This is a genomic window from Streptomyces sp. NBC_00234 (assembly GCF_036195325.1).
Classification (GTDB): domain Bacteria; phylum Actinomycetota; class Actinomycetes; order Streptomycetales; family Streptomycetaceae; genus Streptomyces.
The window spans coordinates 8186806-8203108 of the sequence record NZ_CP108101.1 but is presented as its reverse complement, the minus strand read 5'-3'; the positions used below and the strand labels follow the sequence as shown (position 1 = coordinate 8203108).

Here is a 16303-nt window from a genome sequence, read left to right as displayed (position 1 = left end):
CCTGCCCCCACGACTTCGCCCCGAACGGCGTCCGCGAAACTCTTCCCGGGGCGGGCGCCGAACGCAAGTCCCGGGCCAGGCCAGTAGCCGCCACTTCCCGCCCTGGGACAGTGGCGCCCCAGCCCAGCACTGGACTCCGGGACCGCCCTTAGTGAAGCGCCCGGAGTCAGCCTCGGTGGCGTAGTGGATGATGACGGGCTCGGTGCCGTCGGTGTCGAACCGTTCCCCTGCCAAGCGGATCTCGACGTGCTGTTCGCCGTGTTCGCGCGGGTAGCGGCGACGGGGTTGCGGGGTGGACGAAGTGTTGGGGGGGGGAAGCGGTGGGTGCGTGACGGCTCGCGGCCGCCCCGTCCTGCGACGGTTACTGCGCAGGAGAACTACACGCATGCCGTTCGGTGCCGTTCTCTGAGCCCGTTGAGTAGTTCGGGACGGGGACCGCGGAGGTGGGCGGGTGCCAGGTGAGAATCCAGCCGGCGGTAAGCGCCGCCGCGCCGCCTGCCAGGGCTATGGCGCCGCCTGTTCCGATGCCTGCGGCCACCGAGCCGAAGCAGGCCGGCCCGACGCCCTGCAGCGTCATGTTGCCGGAGCCGAGCAGACCGAAGGCATGGCCCTGTCCATCCTGCGGCAGGGCGTCCAGGAACGGCCGTTGCAGGCCGAGACCGTAAGCGAATCCGAAGCCGCAGAGCAGCAGCAGACAGGACGAGACGCCCACTCCGGGCTCGGCAGCGAAGCCGACCAGCGGCAGTCCCATCAGCGCAATCAGCGGGACCACCAGTCGCTCCCGGGTGGGTGGCCGTAGCAGTCGGCCCACCAGCAGGTCGCCGACAAGCATGCCGACCGGCAGACAGCCCATCAGCACCGCGTACCAGCCGGGCGCGAAGTGGCGTCCTCCCGCATAGGCGACGAGCATGCCTTCCGCGCCCGCTACGAACGCGGGCGGTAGCCACTGGGCCAGCATCAGTCGTCGCACCGTGCGTCCGCGCAGCAGCAGGCCGGCACCGTGCAGGCTTGCCCGGACGGCCCCGCCATCGCCCCGAGCGCTGCCGGGTGTGCCGCCGAACTCTCCCGGCTGCAGCCGGGGTAGCCGGATGCGGATAGCGAGCGCGCAGCCGAGGTAGAGGGCGGCGCTTACCGCGAGTGCCCGGTGTGGGCCGAGTACCGCGACGGCAGCACCTCCCAGCGCCAGACCGAACAATTGCGCGCCGGAAGAGGCGATGTTGTTCAGTGAACGGCCCAGTACGTAGGCGTCGCCCTCCAGCGACTGCGCGACCAGCCGACTCGACGCGCCGTGAAACACCGGTGTGGCAAGGGCGACCAGCGCCACGACACCGAGGCTTGCCGCGATCGGCATCCGCACCAGGGCGAGCAGCAGGGCGGCGGCGCACGTCAAGGCGTAGCCGCCGGTGATGAGCGCGCGGGGCGGCAGTCGGTCGGCCAGTGAGCCCAACAGCAGCGAGCCGAACAGCTGCGGGATGAAGCCGATGCCGAAGGCCAGTGCGCTCAGCAGCGCGGAGCCGGTGGCCGAGAAGACCAGCACCGAGAACGTGGTGATCCGCAGCGCGTCCGCAGTGATCGCGACGGTGCGGGTTGAGAAGAGCAGCCGGAATCGTGGCTCGGCCAGCACCTCCCGGTAGGTGGCACGGTGGTTGCCCAGCGCGGGTTCGGCGGTTGGGGTCATGACGCCCAGCCTCGCCGTGCGCCCACGCCACTCACCAATGATTCGTCGCTGGACGAATCGGAACAGACGTCCTTCGGTAGCATGGCGCGGTGCTCCGCTTCGAAGTCTCCGTCGAGGACCTGCTGCGCAGCCGCTTCGCACTGTCGCCCGCGATGGACCTGTGCTTCCTGCTGCGCTCGCTCGCCGGCCGAGACAGGCCGCTGCCGCGAGCCTGGGCCACCCGGCTCCTGCCGGCCTTTGAACGGCTTCGCCGCGAGAGCGAACTGAACGCCGCCCTCGCCCTGCACACCCCGCAATCCGGACCGAACTTCGTCGCCCCGCCCCCGCGCGGCCTCAACCAGACCTGGGCAGACGACCTAGCCATGATCCGGGCCACACCGCTGGAAGCGGCCCGCCACGAAATCGCCACCAACGCGACCGGCCCGTCCGCCCGTGATCCCCGCGTACGCGCAGTGCTGGACTCGACGGACGCCGTCTCCAGGATCGCCGAGGCGATGGACCAGGCGTGGCACGAGCTGCTCGCCACGGACTGGCCGCAACTGCGCGCGATCTGTGAGCGCGACGTCGTGCACCGGGTGGGTGTGATCGGCGAACACGGATGGGTCACGACCATCGAGAGCCTGCACCCGAGCATCGCCTGGCAAGCCGGCGGTATCGAGATCGGCCACTTCCCCCAAGTCGGAACAGTCCGCCTCGCCGGCGACGGGCTCCTGCTGATCCCTTCGGTCTTCGTCGCGAATATCGCCGCCCACCTGGAAGACCCCTGGCCCAGGACCTTGATCTATCGTGCCCGCGGCACCGCCGCCCTGTGGGACGAACAGGAGACCGTCCCCCGACCGGACGCCCTGACCGCTCTGGTCGGCCGGTCCCGAGCCCGGCTGCTGTTGGCGCTGGACGCCCCGGCCAGTACCAGCCACCTCGCCCGAAGCCTCGCCATGGCACCCGGCGCGGTAGGAGACCACCTCGCCATCCTGCGAGGCGCGGGGCTGCTCGTCCGCGCCCGGTCCGGACGGTCGGTGCTCTACCGGCGCACCCCGCTCGGCGAGGCACTGGTCGGCGGTTCGGGCTGAGGGCTCAGATCAGCACTGTTCTTTGAGGCGCCGCCGGCAGATGATTGCGCAGCCGAGGGTGACGAAACTGGTGGATGTCGGCGCGGATTTCCCAGCGGTCACGGTGGCGGCCAGGAGTATGCCGTGGGCGTCGACAATGACGTGGTGCTTGCTGCCCGTCTTGCCCCGGTCCACTGGCGAGGGCTCCGTGGCGTCTCCGCCCTTCAGGGCCCGCAGATGCGAGCCGTCGACGGCGGCGCGGGACAGGTCCAAGGCGTCGCCAGCCCGGAGTTCGGCGAGCGAGGTCCTCCGTCGTGGGGGCGTAGTTCTCGCCGGCGGGAACGGGACCGTTCACACCGTGGGTCACTCCGTGCCGGCCGAATGTCTCCCTCACTCACGTCCGGCACCGGCAGGACCTATTCCGCTTCCGGCGGGCCCTGGAGCCGGTCTGGCTACTGGCCGTGCAGCCAGATCCTCAGGGGACCCACCGTCTCGAAGCCATGGTGGACAGCGTCCGCCAGGTCCTCGCCCGGCTCTTAGCCGACTACCGGCTGGGTGGGGAACAGCCTGTTCACGGTGTTCAGTACGACCGGCCAGGCCGCGTCAGGACCGCCGTCCAGCGCGGAGACGTTGGAGATTCCGACTACCTGTTCACTGCAGTACGGTCGCTCTTCGTCAGACCCGCAAAATATGCACCTCGTAGACGACGTCGTCCTTCAGCCCATTAGCTCGCCCGCGTCGACCACGGTCTGCTTCGCCCAGTCCCGCACCGCGGTCTGGGTCAGATCGAAGTCCTTGGCGACTGACCGACCGAGCGGTCACCCCGTCGGCACAGCCCGACGATCTCGGCCTTGAACTCGGGCGTGAACGAGCGGCGCGGGCGGCGAGGCTTCTTCTTCCCCATGCTCTCCACGTTGGACATCCTCCCCGGGCTGAACCCCCGATCTCGAATGTCCGTCAAAGCGGATCAAGCCCACCGGACGCTTCGCCACCCCGTCACGCAGCCGCGTGGTCCTACAAGGCTGCGTGTTCAGTCGATGCGCGCGCAGATGTCGTCCTGCGTCCCGTACGCCATGTTCACGGTCTTGTATCCCGTGGAGTTGATGTCCAAGGTGTACATCCCGTCGATGATGTACAGGCCGCGCGGCAGGTTGCCCCTGTCCTCCCCCACACCAACCAGCACGGGACCGAGTACGGACCAGAACTGGGAGCCGTCTGTGCGGTAGTCGACGACGGCTGTGCCGCTCGCGTCCGCATCGTAGAAGGCGCCGGTCCCGGTGTTGGTGACCCGCACGACCAAGTCACCTTTGTACGCGACCCGCTTCGCGGAGCCGTCGGGATGGGTGTCCAGCACGCGCTGCACCACTTCATCGACGACGGGCTCGCCATGGACGGGAAAGTCACACCGAACGCCTGCAGAGACGTCCCATGGCGCGGAGGGCGCCGGTTCCCAGCCGTTGTTGGTGCCGGCGGGCACGGCCGAGGCAGGCACCGCGCCGAGGAGAACGGTGGCAAGGGACAACAGGGCAACGATGGTTCGTCTCATGGCTTCTCCCTGATGAGGCTGAAACAAAGGGTGTTCATCAGCAGTACTACGGGCGAACGGTCAGACAGGAGTTCTTCTCACTACCCTGTCCCTTGGGCCAGAAAAGGACCACTGTCAGAGAGAAAATGACATCGGAAATGCGGGCCTACAACTGGGCGACGCTGAGCAGATCGTCATCTACTCCGGGCCGAGGCAGCACGTACACGGGCAGAGCTCGCATACAGCTCACCCACGGGCGACCTTGAACCTTCGGCACGAACGGTTCCACGTAGGCGGTCCTCCCCCTCTACGCCGGCCGCCGGTGTGCGTCCGCTGGCTAGAGCTGGAGCCCGGCGAAGTCGTCCGGGCCTTCTACCGTGGCGGGTGGGGCCATGCCGCGCTCACTGCGAACGGTCTCTTCCTGCTCCGGAATCTCTGGACGCCCAAGGCGACCAGGTGCCCGAGCCGCTGCGGATACTCCGCCCCACATACGGCAAGTTCGACGCCGTTGAGATCCTCGTCGAGGGAAAGCCGCACAAGCTGGACGGATCGAAACTCGACCCGAAGGCGCGGCAACAAGACAGCAGTGAGGCGACCGCGCTGAGCGGCCGCCTCCAATGACGGCCGCACGCCCGGGCGTCGGCGAGCGTACTGCCGACGCCGCCGGGCGTGCGGCCGTCCCGTCAGCCGGAGAAGACCGCGGCGACGTCCGCCCGCAGCGCCGGCAACTCGCCGTACAGCGTGGTGCCGGGGCATTCCGTGGCGAGCCAGTCGCGGTGGCCGCTGATCATGGGAACGTTCCTCGTGACCCCGTTGACCGGGTTGACGAAGGTGACGTCGGCCTGCGGGTCGAAGCCATGCACCGCGGACAGCGTCGCCAGGAGCAGGGTGAGCGAGTCACGAGCCGCCGTGGCGGTGGACTGGTCACTGAAGGTGCCGAGCAGAGCGATCCCGAGGTTGCCCGAGTTGTACCCGGCCGCGTGGAAGGCGGTCACCATCTTCCCGGTGGTGTCGTGGGCCGGGAGACCGTCATCGCCCGAGTACCGGCCCTCGTAGATCCGCCCGGCCTCGTCGATGAGGAAGTGGTAGCCGATGTCGCCCCAGTCGTTCGTGATCGCGTGCTGGTAGTAGTACGCACGGATCGTGGCCGCCGGGTCCGGGTCGCCGTTGACGCCGGCCGTGTGATGGACGGTCAGGGTTTGCGCCGGGTAGTAGGTCGGCGGCGAGTTCTCGCTGCCGTCCGCCTTGAAGCGCAGCGACTCGTCGGCTCCCCAGCCGGCGCGCGTGATGTACTCGACCCCCTCGATGCTGCGGGTCGCGGGGTCGCTGGAAGCCGCAGCGGTAGGGCCGTTGACCGTGTCGACGGCGGTCGCTCGCAGGTCGTCGGCTCCGTCCGGCAGGCGGATCTCGTACCCGGCGGCACCGCCGGCCGGCACCAGCACGCCGACGCGCGTGGCGGGGTCCCCATCGGCACCGCCCGCGCACATGGGCTGCAGCGTGGTCCACTCGCCGCGGCTGCCGTCCTGCCCGAGCAGCCGGATTCCCGCCCCGCGCCGGGGCCCGTTCCAGGAAACTCCGACGTACTCGATGGGGAAGTCCGCTCGGACCGTCCGTCCGGCCGCGCTGCTGACAGGGCTGGCGAGGGTCCGGGGCACCCGGGCCGCCGGAGAGGCCGGCGCGGCCGAGGCGGCCGAGGCGGGGGCAGTTGTGGCGAGGCCCGCCGCAGCAGCGACTCCCGCCGCCTGGAGGACGGTTCGCCGGTTTACGTATGGCTGGTGACGCAAGGTCAGTCCCTTCACAAGAGGACCAGCATCATAGACATGACACCTCCCTGCGCGAGAGGCAGAGCTCTGACCGCCCCGACTGCGGAACCGCTTCCACTCCCGTGACGCACAAAGCGAACCGAATCCACTCCGGTGATCTCACAGGGCCCGGACCGACCCCCCTCCAGTGATCTCACAGTGTCCGGACCGACCCCACTCCGGTCACACACAGGGCCGGGCGCGGGCCGACGGGACAGCCGGCCTGGTGAGACTTGCCGGCGCCGGAGTCCCAGATAAGGCAGAACGGCAGACTCTTCATGATCCATTCGCGCTTGGCGACGGTACGGACCATGGCCGGGCGATGTTGGGGTGGCGTCGGTAGGACCGAGCGCCAGTAAGTCCTCTGGCCTGACCGAATGCAGTGGACTGTGCGGACCAATCGGTGGCATCGTCAGCGATCGTGACGGGGCATGATTTCCTGGCGTTGGCGCCGCAATACACCACGACATCCGAGCTGCTCTCGAGGTCGGCGCATCGGCGGGGCATGGATGTACAAGTGCTTCCCGCCCATGGCGGTGCGGGCACTGCCATATGGATGCCTGGTGGCCACTACTACGGCGGCCCCGTTTTCGCGGCACGCGTCGTGGACGCCCTTGAGATCGCGCTCCTGGAGCCATCTGACGACTGGCTGGCCACACTGCCCTACGAGTACACCGGACGGCGCATCACCATGGCGACCCTGGGCGAGGCGCGCCGTCTGTTCCGGCCGGCTTTCGTCAAGCCGCCGAGTGACAAAAGCTTCCCGGCCGCCGTCTACGCCAGCGGTAGTTGCCTCCCGACAGCGCCGGAACTGTCGCTGAACGTGCCGGTACAAATCAGCGACGTGGTGACCTGGGCAGCGGAGTTTCGCCTGTACCTCCTGGACGGCGAGGTCCGCACGGGCTCGCAGTACGCCACCTACGGCCGTCTCGACGCCGAGCGGCTGGACGGGCACCGCTATGAAGCCGCTGTCCTGGAATTCGCGAACGATCTCCTGGCCACGTGCGCCGGTAGCCTGCCCAGCGCGGTGGTGGTGGACGTCGGGCTCCTGGCCACACCTGAACACGCTACCGCCGGCCAGTGGGCGGTGGTCGAGGCGAACATGCCGTGGTTCAGCAATTGCTACGCCGCAGATCCTGACCGGGTCCTGGACGTCGTCCTGCGCTCAGCTGGTCCGCGGACACAGATACCGGAGCGAGACCGCCGGTTCTGCCAGAACCTCACGGGCACTCACCTGACCGGCTGAAATGCCGTCGTGATCAGTGACCACAACGGCCCCGACCCGACCATCCGTACCGCGTACCGTGCCGATCCGATGACCACTCCTGCACTCCCACATACGCAGATCCCGCAGATCCCGCAGACCACCATCAATCCTGGTGACAGCTAGCGAGCTTCGGCGCAGCAGCGCTGCGGCAGGCACGCTCGGCAAGCGCGGACGCATCCCGGACCGGGGCGGCTGCCTGCTGTCGGCTGTCAGGGGGTGCAGTGGAACGGTCGCGTGACCGCACACGATGTGGCCCGGGCTCTGCCGGGCATAGAGAACCTTCGCTGAGCGGCGCGTAGCGTGTCGGGGCATGACTCTGCTGCCAAGACTGCCTCAGAACACGGCGCTGCTCGACCTGCTGCGGAAGCAGGGCGTTCCGCAGGAGCGCGGTACTTACGCCTACGAGGGGTGGGAGTTACACACCCACCCCGATTTGGTCGCGAGACTTGAGGACCTTGCTCCTCGATGGCCCGTCCTGGCGACATTCGGGGTGCCGGTTCTCGCAGCCAAGGGCATCGCCGCGGTCGTCGCACGGGGCACGAGCACACTGCTAGTGCGCCTTCCAGGAGCGCCAACCGAGCCTTTGGAGTACGCAGAGCCCTGCCCACCCCTGACTGACCCGAGCCAGGCTTGGCACTCGGTCTGCCCCTGGCAGGGCGAGCTTCCTTCCGCGGAGTCCAAGCGCCTGCTGGCGCTGCTGGTCCAGCATGCGCTCTCGTATGCGGCAAGCCTGTCGGATGACGACAGCATCGACTGGCAGGGGGGCCCGGTGCAAACTCCGGGCACACGCAGAGGCAAGGCCAAGGACAGACAGCAGGGCGGACGCAGACGGCGCTAGGGTGCGGAGCAATTCGTGATCAACGGGTCACCGGGATGAACCGACCCCTCTTGCCTCTTTCGGTAGCCGGCCTGGGCCGGGGGCGCAGGGATGGGCGCAGTCAAGCGGGTGCTGTGCGTGGTCGACCGCTGGTTGGGGGGTGATCGGCCACCCTCGCGGCCACGCGGACGGTTCCTCCGCCATCCAGTGCTCCGCGGACTCGTTGGTGGCCTCTTCTTCGGCGGTCTCTGCGCCTTCGCTCTCGCCAGGGTGGACCTGCAAGTCGCCCTGTACAGCTGTGCCATGGGTGCGTTTTCGAGCCTTCTCGTCATAGGAGAGCGGAAGCGTTTGGACCACTACGGCTACCCATGGAGGAATGAGCCCGACGACTGAAGGGCTGATCCCACCTGGGGAGTCGGCGGTAGCGGATGCGCCCGCCTCAGCCGCCCTGCCACGGCTGAGGCAGATGCTGGACGCGCGAAACGTGTGGACCCTCGTCCACTCGGCCAAAGCCCTGTGTCAGATCGGCGGGGAAGCCGAGGCGAGCATCGTCGTGCAGACACTGCTGCGCGCCGGAAGGACTAGCCACGACCTCGAACCACGATCTGGCTGTTCCTCTTCGCTCGGCGGAAATGTCTGTTGAGTTCCGCAGGCATGTCCGTCAGCACGAGCCGAATGTCCACGACGACGGACAACAAACCGGACACCGCCCAGACGGCGGCCGGCACTCGAATCGACTACATGGCCGTCGCTCATCGACAAGTGGTTGATCAGTGCACCTTGGTCGGAGCACATGATCAGGCGAAGGGACGGTAAACGATCACCGGGGTGTCCTGTGATGATCGGTGAATGAGCGAGCGTGAGTGGCAGGCGTTGACCCAGTCCGAGGAAGCGTTCATGGTCAATTCATATGAGATCGACATCCTGGCTGGTGTCTGGGGAGATCTCGACGATGCCGATCAGTCCCGGCCCGTGAAGGAGCTGGCAGGGATCTTGCTCACTCTCATCGATCGTGGATGGATCGAGGTTCGTCGAGTCGCGCCGTGGACGTCGCCGTCAGGGGAGGAGGGTTTCCAGCTCGGGGAGCTGGTGCCTCGTGACCAGCTTCGGGCGGTCCTGGAGGACGCATCCAACTGGGAGTACCCGCATGACAATTGGATCGGTGCAGTGACCCTGGCGGAGACCGAAGCGGGTAAGGAGATCACTCGTCGTTCTCCCGAGGAGATGGCCGAGTAGATGGCCGTGGCGGGGATCCTCAGGACGCTGCTGCCAGTGTCGACCGCCCACCGAATGCACCTCTCGCTGCGGAGACGCGCGCGTTTGCGCCGTGGGGCGGCCAGGACGGAGTGGTGGAGGGCGCTCTGGTTGCGCCAGCGCAATTAGCGGTGCCCGGTGTTCCTGTCAGCCGAGGCCAACGGCATCATCGCCCGCCGGAACCTCAGCGTGCTGGTGCTACCCCGCCGCGCGATCCCCTGAAGCGTCTGCCCCTCCTGCTCAGCGCACCCTGACCGGCCTTGCCATCGCACCTCCTCGCATCGAACAGATGTGTCGTCACATCCAAACGGAACAGGGTCAGTCGACACCAAGTCGTTGATCGTTTCCGGTCAGAGCACTAGGTGAGAGGCATAGTTCGAGGCACATTTCGACACTGGATGTCCTGTGACACGACCGCTGGACGGATGGCCCACGGAGTTGTACCCAGGCGAGGGCCGGTAAGGTAGCGCTCTTCGGGTGGCTCAGCTCCCGGAGTCCCAGAGGCGACTGCCCATGAATCTCCGCCCCATTACTGCTCGTTCCGATACCGCGATACACAAGGTGTGGCATCTTCCCGCTGCCGATGCCGTGCGGGGGCTCCGAGCCCTTTGGTGGAGCGTCGGTCCCGCCGGTGAGCTCGCGGTCCTGCTGGTCCACCGGCGATACCTTAAGCACACCCGATACATCAAGGGGTGGATCGGGTGGGGGCCGGAACTCCCTTTCACCGGTGAGCTGGTCACCGTCGCAGGACAGGAAGAGCGGCGCATCCTGGTGAAGGACATCCGGATTCGGCCCAGCCACTTGGCCATGCTCCCGGATTCCCGATGCCTGCTCGTGAGCGGTCGTACGTTCCGGAACGAGACCGAGGGCTCCTGGACGCCCAACGCGGTGGTGTTCTCCCCGTCGGGTACACCTGAAGGAGAGTTCTGCGTCGGCGATGACATCCCCGCCCTGGTCACCGACCTCCACGGAGGTATCTGGACGGCTTATGGCGACGAAGGCATCTACGGCGGCCACCCCGAGTCAGCAGCAGGCCTCGCGGGCTGGAACACCCAGGGCCAGACGTACTGGGCTCCCAAGGGACGGCTGCCCGACCACCCATTGGAAGGCTGCACCGCCGCGACTGAGAACGAGCACGTTTGGCTCGTCTGGTACTCCGGCAGCAGCAGGGGCAGCACCTTCCTGACACAGATCACTCCGTCCACCGGCGACGTGGCCAGCTACGCCAGCCCCGTTCCCCAACCGGACGGATTCGCGGTCCGCGGCAACCGGGCAGTACTCACCCGCCGAGACCACAACAAGCGGTCCGTCGAGCTCACACGCGCCAAGCTCAACGGCGCCACCTGGACAGTAACCAGCCGCCACCGGCTTCGGGTGCCCGGTCGAGTAGTCATGCGGTGCGGCCAAGGCCGCGACGGCTCCCTCTGGCTCCGCACAGGCAACACCTGGCTACGCATAGAAGCATGAACACCCGGCTCGCCGCCTCTGCCAGATGTCACCCGCGGGCCCGACCGGTTTCGGCACCGTCGACGCCTTCCGTGCGCTCACCGAGGAATACGCCTCAAGGCAGAGAACTGCCTCGTGACCGCCCACAAGTTCGCCGCCCTGCCGGGCATCACCCGAGAAGAGTCCAGCAGCAACCTGGCCTGGGCTCGCACCGTTGTCCACACGCCGGGCACCTCCAATGAGAATCTCGGCCGGGCCTGTGAGGTCGCTGTGCGCGTCCTGTTCGGCTAGGTCTGTCGCGAAAGTGGATCTTGGTCGTGGATGATCACGTTCTGTGGGACGTGGGGATCTGACGAACGGCCAGTGGGTCCGGCTGGAGCTGTTGTTGCCTTCGGGCATCAAGTCGGTCCGTCCGCCGGTCTGGACGCGGCGACAGCTGATCGACGGCATACGGCGGCGGACGCGGACCGGCGCCCCGTGGCGGGACGTGCCTGAGCGTTTCGGCCCGTGGGACTGGGTCTATGACCTGTTCCGGCGCTGACAGCGCGAGGTACCTGGGCCCGGATCGTCACCCAGCTCCTGGCTGAGGCCGACGCGAAAGGCCTGATCATCTGGGAGGTGAACGTCGACTCCACGGTCTGCCGAGCCCACCAGCACGCCGCCGGGGCGGCGAAAAGGGGGATCTCCAGAAGGAGCCGCCCGGCGGCATTGCCGTCGAGCCGGCCGACCACGGACTCGGTCGGTCCCGCGGCGGGTTGACTAGCAAAATCCACCTGGCAGTCGAGCAAGGGCAGAAGCCCCTGGCGGTGGTGATCACGGCCGGTCAGCGGGGTGATTCCCCGCAGTTCGAGCCGCTCCTGGAAGCAATCCGGGTCCCGCGGTTGGGCCTGGGACGGCCGCACAAGCGCCCGTACCGAGTGCGTGCCGAACAAGGCGTACGACTCTCGTAGCAACCGGGCCTGCCCGCGCAGACGCGGGATCAAGGCGACGATCCCAGTACCCTCGGACCGGGTCCGCAACCGCCAGAAGCTCGGCTCCCGGGGCGGCCGGCCACCGAAGTTCGACAAGACCGACTACCGCGAGCGGCATGCCGTGGCTGTGGCGCTTGAGACGGTTGATTCCGCACAGGGCCGTGGCGACGAGGAACGACAAACTTGCCGTCCGCTACGACGCGACTGTATTGGTCGCAGTCATTAACGAGTGGTTGTGACCAGCGGGTTTGCAGGCGTTCTCAGTCTGTCGGCGCGGACGCGGCGCAGGCGTCGGCGATAGCTTGAGTGTCCCAGTAGAACGGACGGACCTCGGTGATCTGCCCGTCCTTCACCGTGATCGTTTGCAGGATTGGGAAGCTGAGTTCGCGCCCAGTCGCACGAACGCGAGCACGGACCTGAGTGAGCACGACCGCAGTCTCACCGGTGGCGAGAAACTCCTGCTCCACCATGTCGAACGTCTCCCAGACCTGTCCCATCGCAAGGAAGAACTGCGTCATTCCGTAGTGCCCACGCCAAGTACCTCCGTATGGCAGAGCATCCGCTTGATGTAGCTCGACATTCGGCGCGAAGAAGGGGGCGAGCAAGTCGAACGAAGCCTCGCCAGGGCCTCCGGCCGCCAGGTACTCCGCCTCAGCTGCATACATGCCGGTGAGCACTGTCACTGAGTCTGTAGTGGATGACATCGTCATGCCGCCAGCATGATCAGAAACGACGCGTCTTGCTCGCGGAAATCAGACATCGTTGTGCGGCACGGTCAGCACTTTCGGAACACGCCCTGGTATCCGGGAGAACGTTTGCGGGGTTGCCGGACTGAGGCCCTCCAGCGCAGACCTCCACTGCTGTCGCTGCTGCGTTGAGGAAGATCGTGAACACCGAGGGGTCGGCGTACTTGTAAAGGTGCTCCACTGGTAAGTGGATCTGTGCACCAGTCTTCGCGAGCTCCAGCCCAAAGCTGCGGGAAGCGAGGGCGTAAGTCGCGCCCAGGCCATGGCCGATGCGGCCGTGGCCCAGGCTCAGCACACCGCCGTGGCCGCGGCGAGCACAGCCGCCGCCATGGTGAACATCCCGGCCCGGAATGTGCTGGATTCGTCGTCCTGACCTGCCACTGGAATGTCGAGCGCACGATCGGCTGGGTCATGAACGCCCCCTGTCCCTGCAGCATCACAAGATCCCGGACGGCGCCCGTTCATCGGTATGGCTACTTCGTGTAGTTGTAGACGGTCGCCCGAGAGACGCCGAGCTGGTCGGCGATGAGTTGTGCGGAGCTGCGGGTCTCGAAGAAGCCCTCGCCATGCAGCCGCCGCACCAGCTCACGCTTCTGGTCACGATTGAGACCACGCGGGGTGCTGGAGCGCTGCGCCGCGAAAGAGTCGATGGCCGAACGAAGTTCGCGTCCGGTGCGGTCGCGCAGGGTCTCCAGGGCCTCGCCTTGGTGTTCGACATCGGTGGCGACGAGGTTGGCCAGGGTCAGGGCCAGCGGGGACAGCGTGCTGACGTCCAGGTTCAGGCACAGGGCCGCGACGTAACGTCCCTCGGCGTTCTTGATGCCGATCGAGGTGCTCTTGGCCGGGCGCCCGTCGGGGAACTGGTTGCTGTAGTTCTGGATGACGCCGGGGTAGTCGGGGTCCGCGATGCGGCGCAGGCCCAGCTCGGTGGCGGAGTCGCCGACCTGCCGTCCTGACAAGTTGTTCTCGATGGCGCGGATGGCGCTGTCGGGTCGACGCAGATCGTGCAGGACGACCTCGCACAGACCTGGGAACATGCGCCCGACGGCGACAGCGATGCGCTCGACTTCCCGTACGAGGTGCTCGTCATCCGGTAGGAAGCGCCCGTCTTCCGGTACGGCGGGCTGGTCGGCGCGTTGGTCATCCGGTCGGCCGGTGGGGTGTGTCATCGGGCGCTGCTCGATTCCTGGGCACCGTCGAAGTGCCCGGCGAACACCGCGGCCATCTTCTCGGCGGACTTCAGCCCCGCACCGGTGAGCACGACCACGGTCGTCTCGTCCGGAGCGATCTCTCCGGTCGCGATGAAGTGATCGAGGGTCGCCGCGGCGACGCTGCTGGTCGGTTCGGCGTACATGCCTCGCGCGCTCAGTGCGCGGACCGCGGCGTGGATCTCCGCCTCGGGAACGGCGTAGGCGGCGCCGTCGGAGCGGCGGATGGCCTCCACCGCCTCGGGCAGCCGGACCGGGTGGGCGATGGACGCGCCCTCGGCGATCGTCGGCACCCGCTCGCCGCGGCCGGCAGGGTCGATGCCGTTGAACGTGTCGGCGATGGTCGCCCAGTGCTCGGGCTGCCCGACGAACAGGCGCGGGCGCCTGTCGATCTGGCCGGCGTCGAGCAGCTCGCCGAACGCGAGGTCGCACCCCAGGATGTTGCTCCCGGCCCCGGCCACGAGGACCACGTTGTCGGGCGCGGTAAAGCCGAGGGACTCCCACATCTCGTAGGCGATGGTTTTGGCGCCCTGGACGAACATGGGGTGCCAGTTGTGGCTGGCGTAGGGGATCTGCTCGGACTGCCGGATCGCCTCGTCGGCGACCTCGTCGCGAGTGCCGCCCACGAGCTCGATCTCGGCTCCGTAGGCGCGGGCCTGGAGGATCTTCGCCGCCGAGGTGGCGGCGGGAACGATGATCTTGGCGCGGATACCGGCAGCGGCGGCGTAGGCGGCCACCGCGGAACCGCCGTTGCCCGAACTGTCCTCGAGCACGCGGTCGGCGCCGTGCGCCGCGAGGTGGGACATCATCACCGATACGCCCCGGTCCTTGAAGCTGGAGGTCGGGTTGAACCACTCCAGCTTGAAGTGGACGCGGCGGCCGGCCCAGTCGATCGGGACCATCGGCGTGCACCCTTCGCCAAGGCTCACCCGCCGGGCGACCGGGACGGGCAGGGCCGCGTGGTAGCGCCACAGGGACCGTTCGGCGGTGTCGATCTGCTCAGGACGCAGGCCCCGCAGTGCACTGACGGCGAGGGGGCTGCCGTCCTCGCCCCGCCAGCGGCGGTCGTCCAGGGCGTAGCGCTTTCCGGACCGGTCGTAGAGGTCGGGGGCGGTGACGGCTGAGTGCTGTTCGGCGTTCATGGGCGGTTCCGGCTCCACTCACTCGACGTGCTGTCGTGTCGCTGGGTCTCGCATTCCAACGTGCACCCTGCAACCTCCACCTTAGACGGACTATCCAGATTTGCACAGCACGTCTAATTGCTCGTCGAGTGCGCCTACACGGCGCGCCCGTACCCGAGCCGCCCCCGGTATCCCCCAGCCACCGCCGCCTCCAGAGGGCGCCGCCTCCGCCCAGTTGCCAGCGCTTCCGCGACGCGTCGCCCCACTCGACCCGGTGGCTCTGAACACGAGGACGGGTTCTGGCTCGCTTTCCGTGAAGGGGACACGCTGAGTGACGACTGACGCTCGGATCAGCCTGCTGGAAGTTGCCTGAAAATGACCAGTGTCGATCTCGCTGTGGTCGACAGTTCAGCGTCGTGGAAGAGACATTGCTCCGGCTGCAGGAGCTGTTGTTCCCGCCGGCCGCGAACGTGGCGGTGCTGTCGGCGGACGTGAACGACGAGGCGTTACGCGTAGAGGCCCGGTGTACGGCGGTCGGGGCCGGTTGTCCGGACTGTGGCAGCCGGTCGAGCCAGATTCATAGCTCCTACCTGCGTTTTCCTGCCGATGTTTCCATCGAGGGAAGGCGGGTGGTCCTCTGTCTGCGAGTCCGCCAGTTCTTCTGCCGGGACGCCTCGTGCGGACGGCGGACGTTCGTCGAGCAAGTACCTGGGCTGGCCCGGCGGCACGGCCGGTGGACCGAGCGCCTGCGTTCGACGCTGGCCGCGGTCGGTCTTGCCCTCGCCGGCCGGGCCGGTGCCCGGATGGCACGGGTCTTTGGGGTGTCGGTCAGCCGCAGCACGATCTTGCGCCTGCTCGACACTGTGGCACCGGCCCCGCGGGTGGTCGGTGTCGATGAGTACGCGACGCGCAAGGGTCGCTTCTACGGCACGGTCCTGGTCGATGTCGAGACCCGTCGACCGGTGGACCTGCTGCCCGACCGAGAGGCATCCAGCCTGGCCAAGTGGCTGGCGAAGCGGCCAGGGATCGAAGTGGGCTGCCGAGACCGAGCTCCGTTCTTCGCGGAAGGCGCCAAAGCCGGAGCACCCCAAGCAACCCAGTCGCTGACCGCTGGCACCTGTGGCACAACCTCGGCGATGCGGCCGAGCGGGCCGGCGCCGGCCACCGCCAGTGCCTTCGCGTCCTCGTCCCCGAACCGGCCGGGGAAGAGGACGACGAGCCCACGCCTCCCGAATAGACACCGGTCTCGCCGTGGCAGAGCCACCGGTTCGCCAACCACATCCGAGCCAGGCACGCCACCGTCCACGCACTGCTGGAAGCTGGCCACAGCCGCCGCTCAATCGGCCGCCGACTCCACATAACCCATCGCACCGTCAAGAGCCTCGCCGACGCCGTCAAGCCCGAAGAGCTCTTCCGCGC

At 67.7% G+C, this 16303-nt stretch carries 14 protein-coding genes and 3 pseudogenes; 9 read left to right on the top strand and 8 right to left on the bottom strand.

Annotation, left to right across the window (positions count from 1 at the left end; genetic code table 11):
- Positions 1-361 precede the first annotated feature (361 nt).
- Entirely contained in the window at positions 362-1678 is a 1317-nt protein-coding gene (locus OG230_RS36020; RefSeq protein ID WP_328907969.1) for an MFS transporter, read from the bottom strand.
- An 89-nt stretch (positions 1679-1767) separates the two neighbouring features.
- On the opposite strand from OG230_RS36020, the gene OG230_RS36015 reads away from it, so the two are divergent.
- On the top strand, positions 1768-2748 hold the full coding sequence (locus OG230_RS36015; RefSeq protein ID WP_328907968.1) for an ArsR/SmtB family transcription factor: 981 nt from the start codon (positions 1768-1770) through the stop codon (positions 2746-2748).
- Positions 2749-2838: 90 nt separating this feature from the next.
- Here OG230_RS36015 and OG230_RS36010 read toward each other — a convergent pair.
- From OG230_RS36010 to OG230_RS36000, 3 genes and pseudogenes are all read right to left on the bottom strand, one after another.
- A pseudogene (locus OG230_RS36010) lies at positions 2839-3030 on the bottom strand (IS5/IS1182 family transposase); the annotation flags it as partial.
- Between the two features lie 149 nt (positions 3031-3179).
- Positions 3180-3383: pseudogene (locus OG230_RS36005) on the bottom strand (hypothetical protein); the annotation flags it as partial.
- 374 nt (positions 3384-3757) lie between these two features.
- A complete protein-coding gene (locus OG230_RS36000) occupies positions 3758-4273 on the bottom strand; it encodes a hypothetical protein (protein WP_328907967.1) in 516 nt (171 codons plus the stop codon).
- Between the two features lie 435 nt (positions 4274-4708).
- Between OG230_RS36000 and OG230_RS35995 the strand changes: the two genes are divergently transcribed.
- Positions 4709-4873, top strand: a complete 165-nt coding sequence (locus OG230_RS35995; protein WP_328907966.1) for a hypothetical protein — start codon at positions 4709-4711, stop codon at positions 4871-4873.
- Positions 4874-4935: 62 nt separating this feature from the next.
- Here the strand turns inward: OG230_RS35995 and OG230_RS35990 are convergent, their stop codons facing one another.
- Positions 4936-6036, bottom strand: coding sequence for an N-acetylmuramoyl-L-alanine amidase (locus OG230_RS35990; RefSeq protein WP_328907965.1), 1101 nt, complete (start codon positions 6034-6036; stop codon positions 4936-4938).
- 439 nt (positions 6037-6475) lie between these two features.
- Between OG230_RS35990 and OG230_RS35985 the strand changes: the two genes are divergently transcribed.
- From OG230_RS35985 to OG230_RS35960, 6 genes and pseudogenes are all read left to right on the top strand, one after another.
- On the top strand, positions 6476-7300 hold the full coding sequence (locus OG230_RS35985) for an ATP-grasp domain-containing protein (RefSeq protein WP_328907964.1): 825 nt from the start codon (positions 6476-6478) through the stop codon (positions 7298-7300).
- A gap of 9 nt (positions 7301-7309) precedes the next feature.
- Entirely contained in the window at positions 7310-7444 is a 135-nt protein-coding gene (locus OG230_RS35980; protein ID WP_328907963.1) for a hypothetical protein, read from the top strand.
- A gap of 1543 nt (positions 7445-8987) precedes the next feature.
- On the top strand, positions 8988-9374 hold the full coding sequence (locus OG230_RS35975; protein WP_328907962.1) for a hypothetical protein: 387 nt from the start codon (positions 8988-8990) through the stop codon (positions 9372-9374).
- A 531-nt stretch (positions 9375-9905) separates the two neighbouring features.
- Complete coding sequence (locus OG230_RS35970) at positions 9906-10859, top strand: hypothetical protein (RefSeq protein ID WP_328907961.1); 954 nt, start codon at positions 9906-9908, stop codon at positions 10857-10859.
- Positions 10860-10973: 114 nt separating this feature from the next.
- On the top strand, positions 10974-11129 hold the full coding sequence (locus OG230_RS35965) for a hypothetical protein (protein ID WP_328907960.1): 156 nt from the start codon (positions 10974-10976) through the stop codon (positions 11127-11129).
- Between the two features lie 43 nt (positions 11130-11172).
- Positions 11173-12048 (top strand): annotated as a pseudogene (locus OG230_RS35960) (IS5 family transposase).
- 21 nt (positions 12049-12069) lie between these two features.
- On the opposite strand, the gene OG230_RS35955 reads toward OG230_RS35960, so the two are convergent.
- The 3 genes from OG230_RS35955 to OG230_RS35945 all read right to left on the bottom strand — a co-directional run bounded on the left by OG230_RS35955 (position 12070) and on the right by OG230_RS35945 (position 14905).
- Positions 12070-12519 (bottom strand): nuclear transport factor 2 family protein, encoded by a 450-nt coding sequence (locus OG230_RS35955; RefSeq protein WP_328907959.1) that lies wholly within the window; start codon positions 12517-12519, stop codon positions 12070-12072.
- Positions 12520-13028: 509 nt separating this feature from the next.
- Positions 13029-13724, bottom strand: a complete 696-nt coding sequence (locus OG230_RS35950; RefSeq protein WP_328907958.1) for a helix-turn-helix transcriptional regulator — start codon at positions 13722-13724, stop codon at positions 13029-13031.
- Positions 13721-14905: a threonine synthase gene (locus OG230_RS35945; RefSeq protein WP_328907957.1), complete on the bottom strand. Its 1185-nt coding sequence runs from the start codon at positions 14903-14905 to the stop codon at positions 13721-13723. Before OG230_RS35945 ends, OG230_RS35950 begins: the two co-directional genes overlap by 4 nt.
- A gap of 395 nt (positions 14906-15300) precedes the next feature.
- Here OG230_RS35945 and OG230_RS35940 point away from each other — a divergent pair, with 395 nt between their 5' ends.
- Positions 15301-16245: a transposase family protein gene (locus OG230_RS35940; protein ID WP_328907956.1), complete on the top strand. Its 945-nt coding sequence runs from the start codon at positions 15301-15303 to the stop codon at positions 16243-16245.
- The last annotated feature ends 58 nt before the right edge of the window (positions 16246-16303 follow it).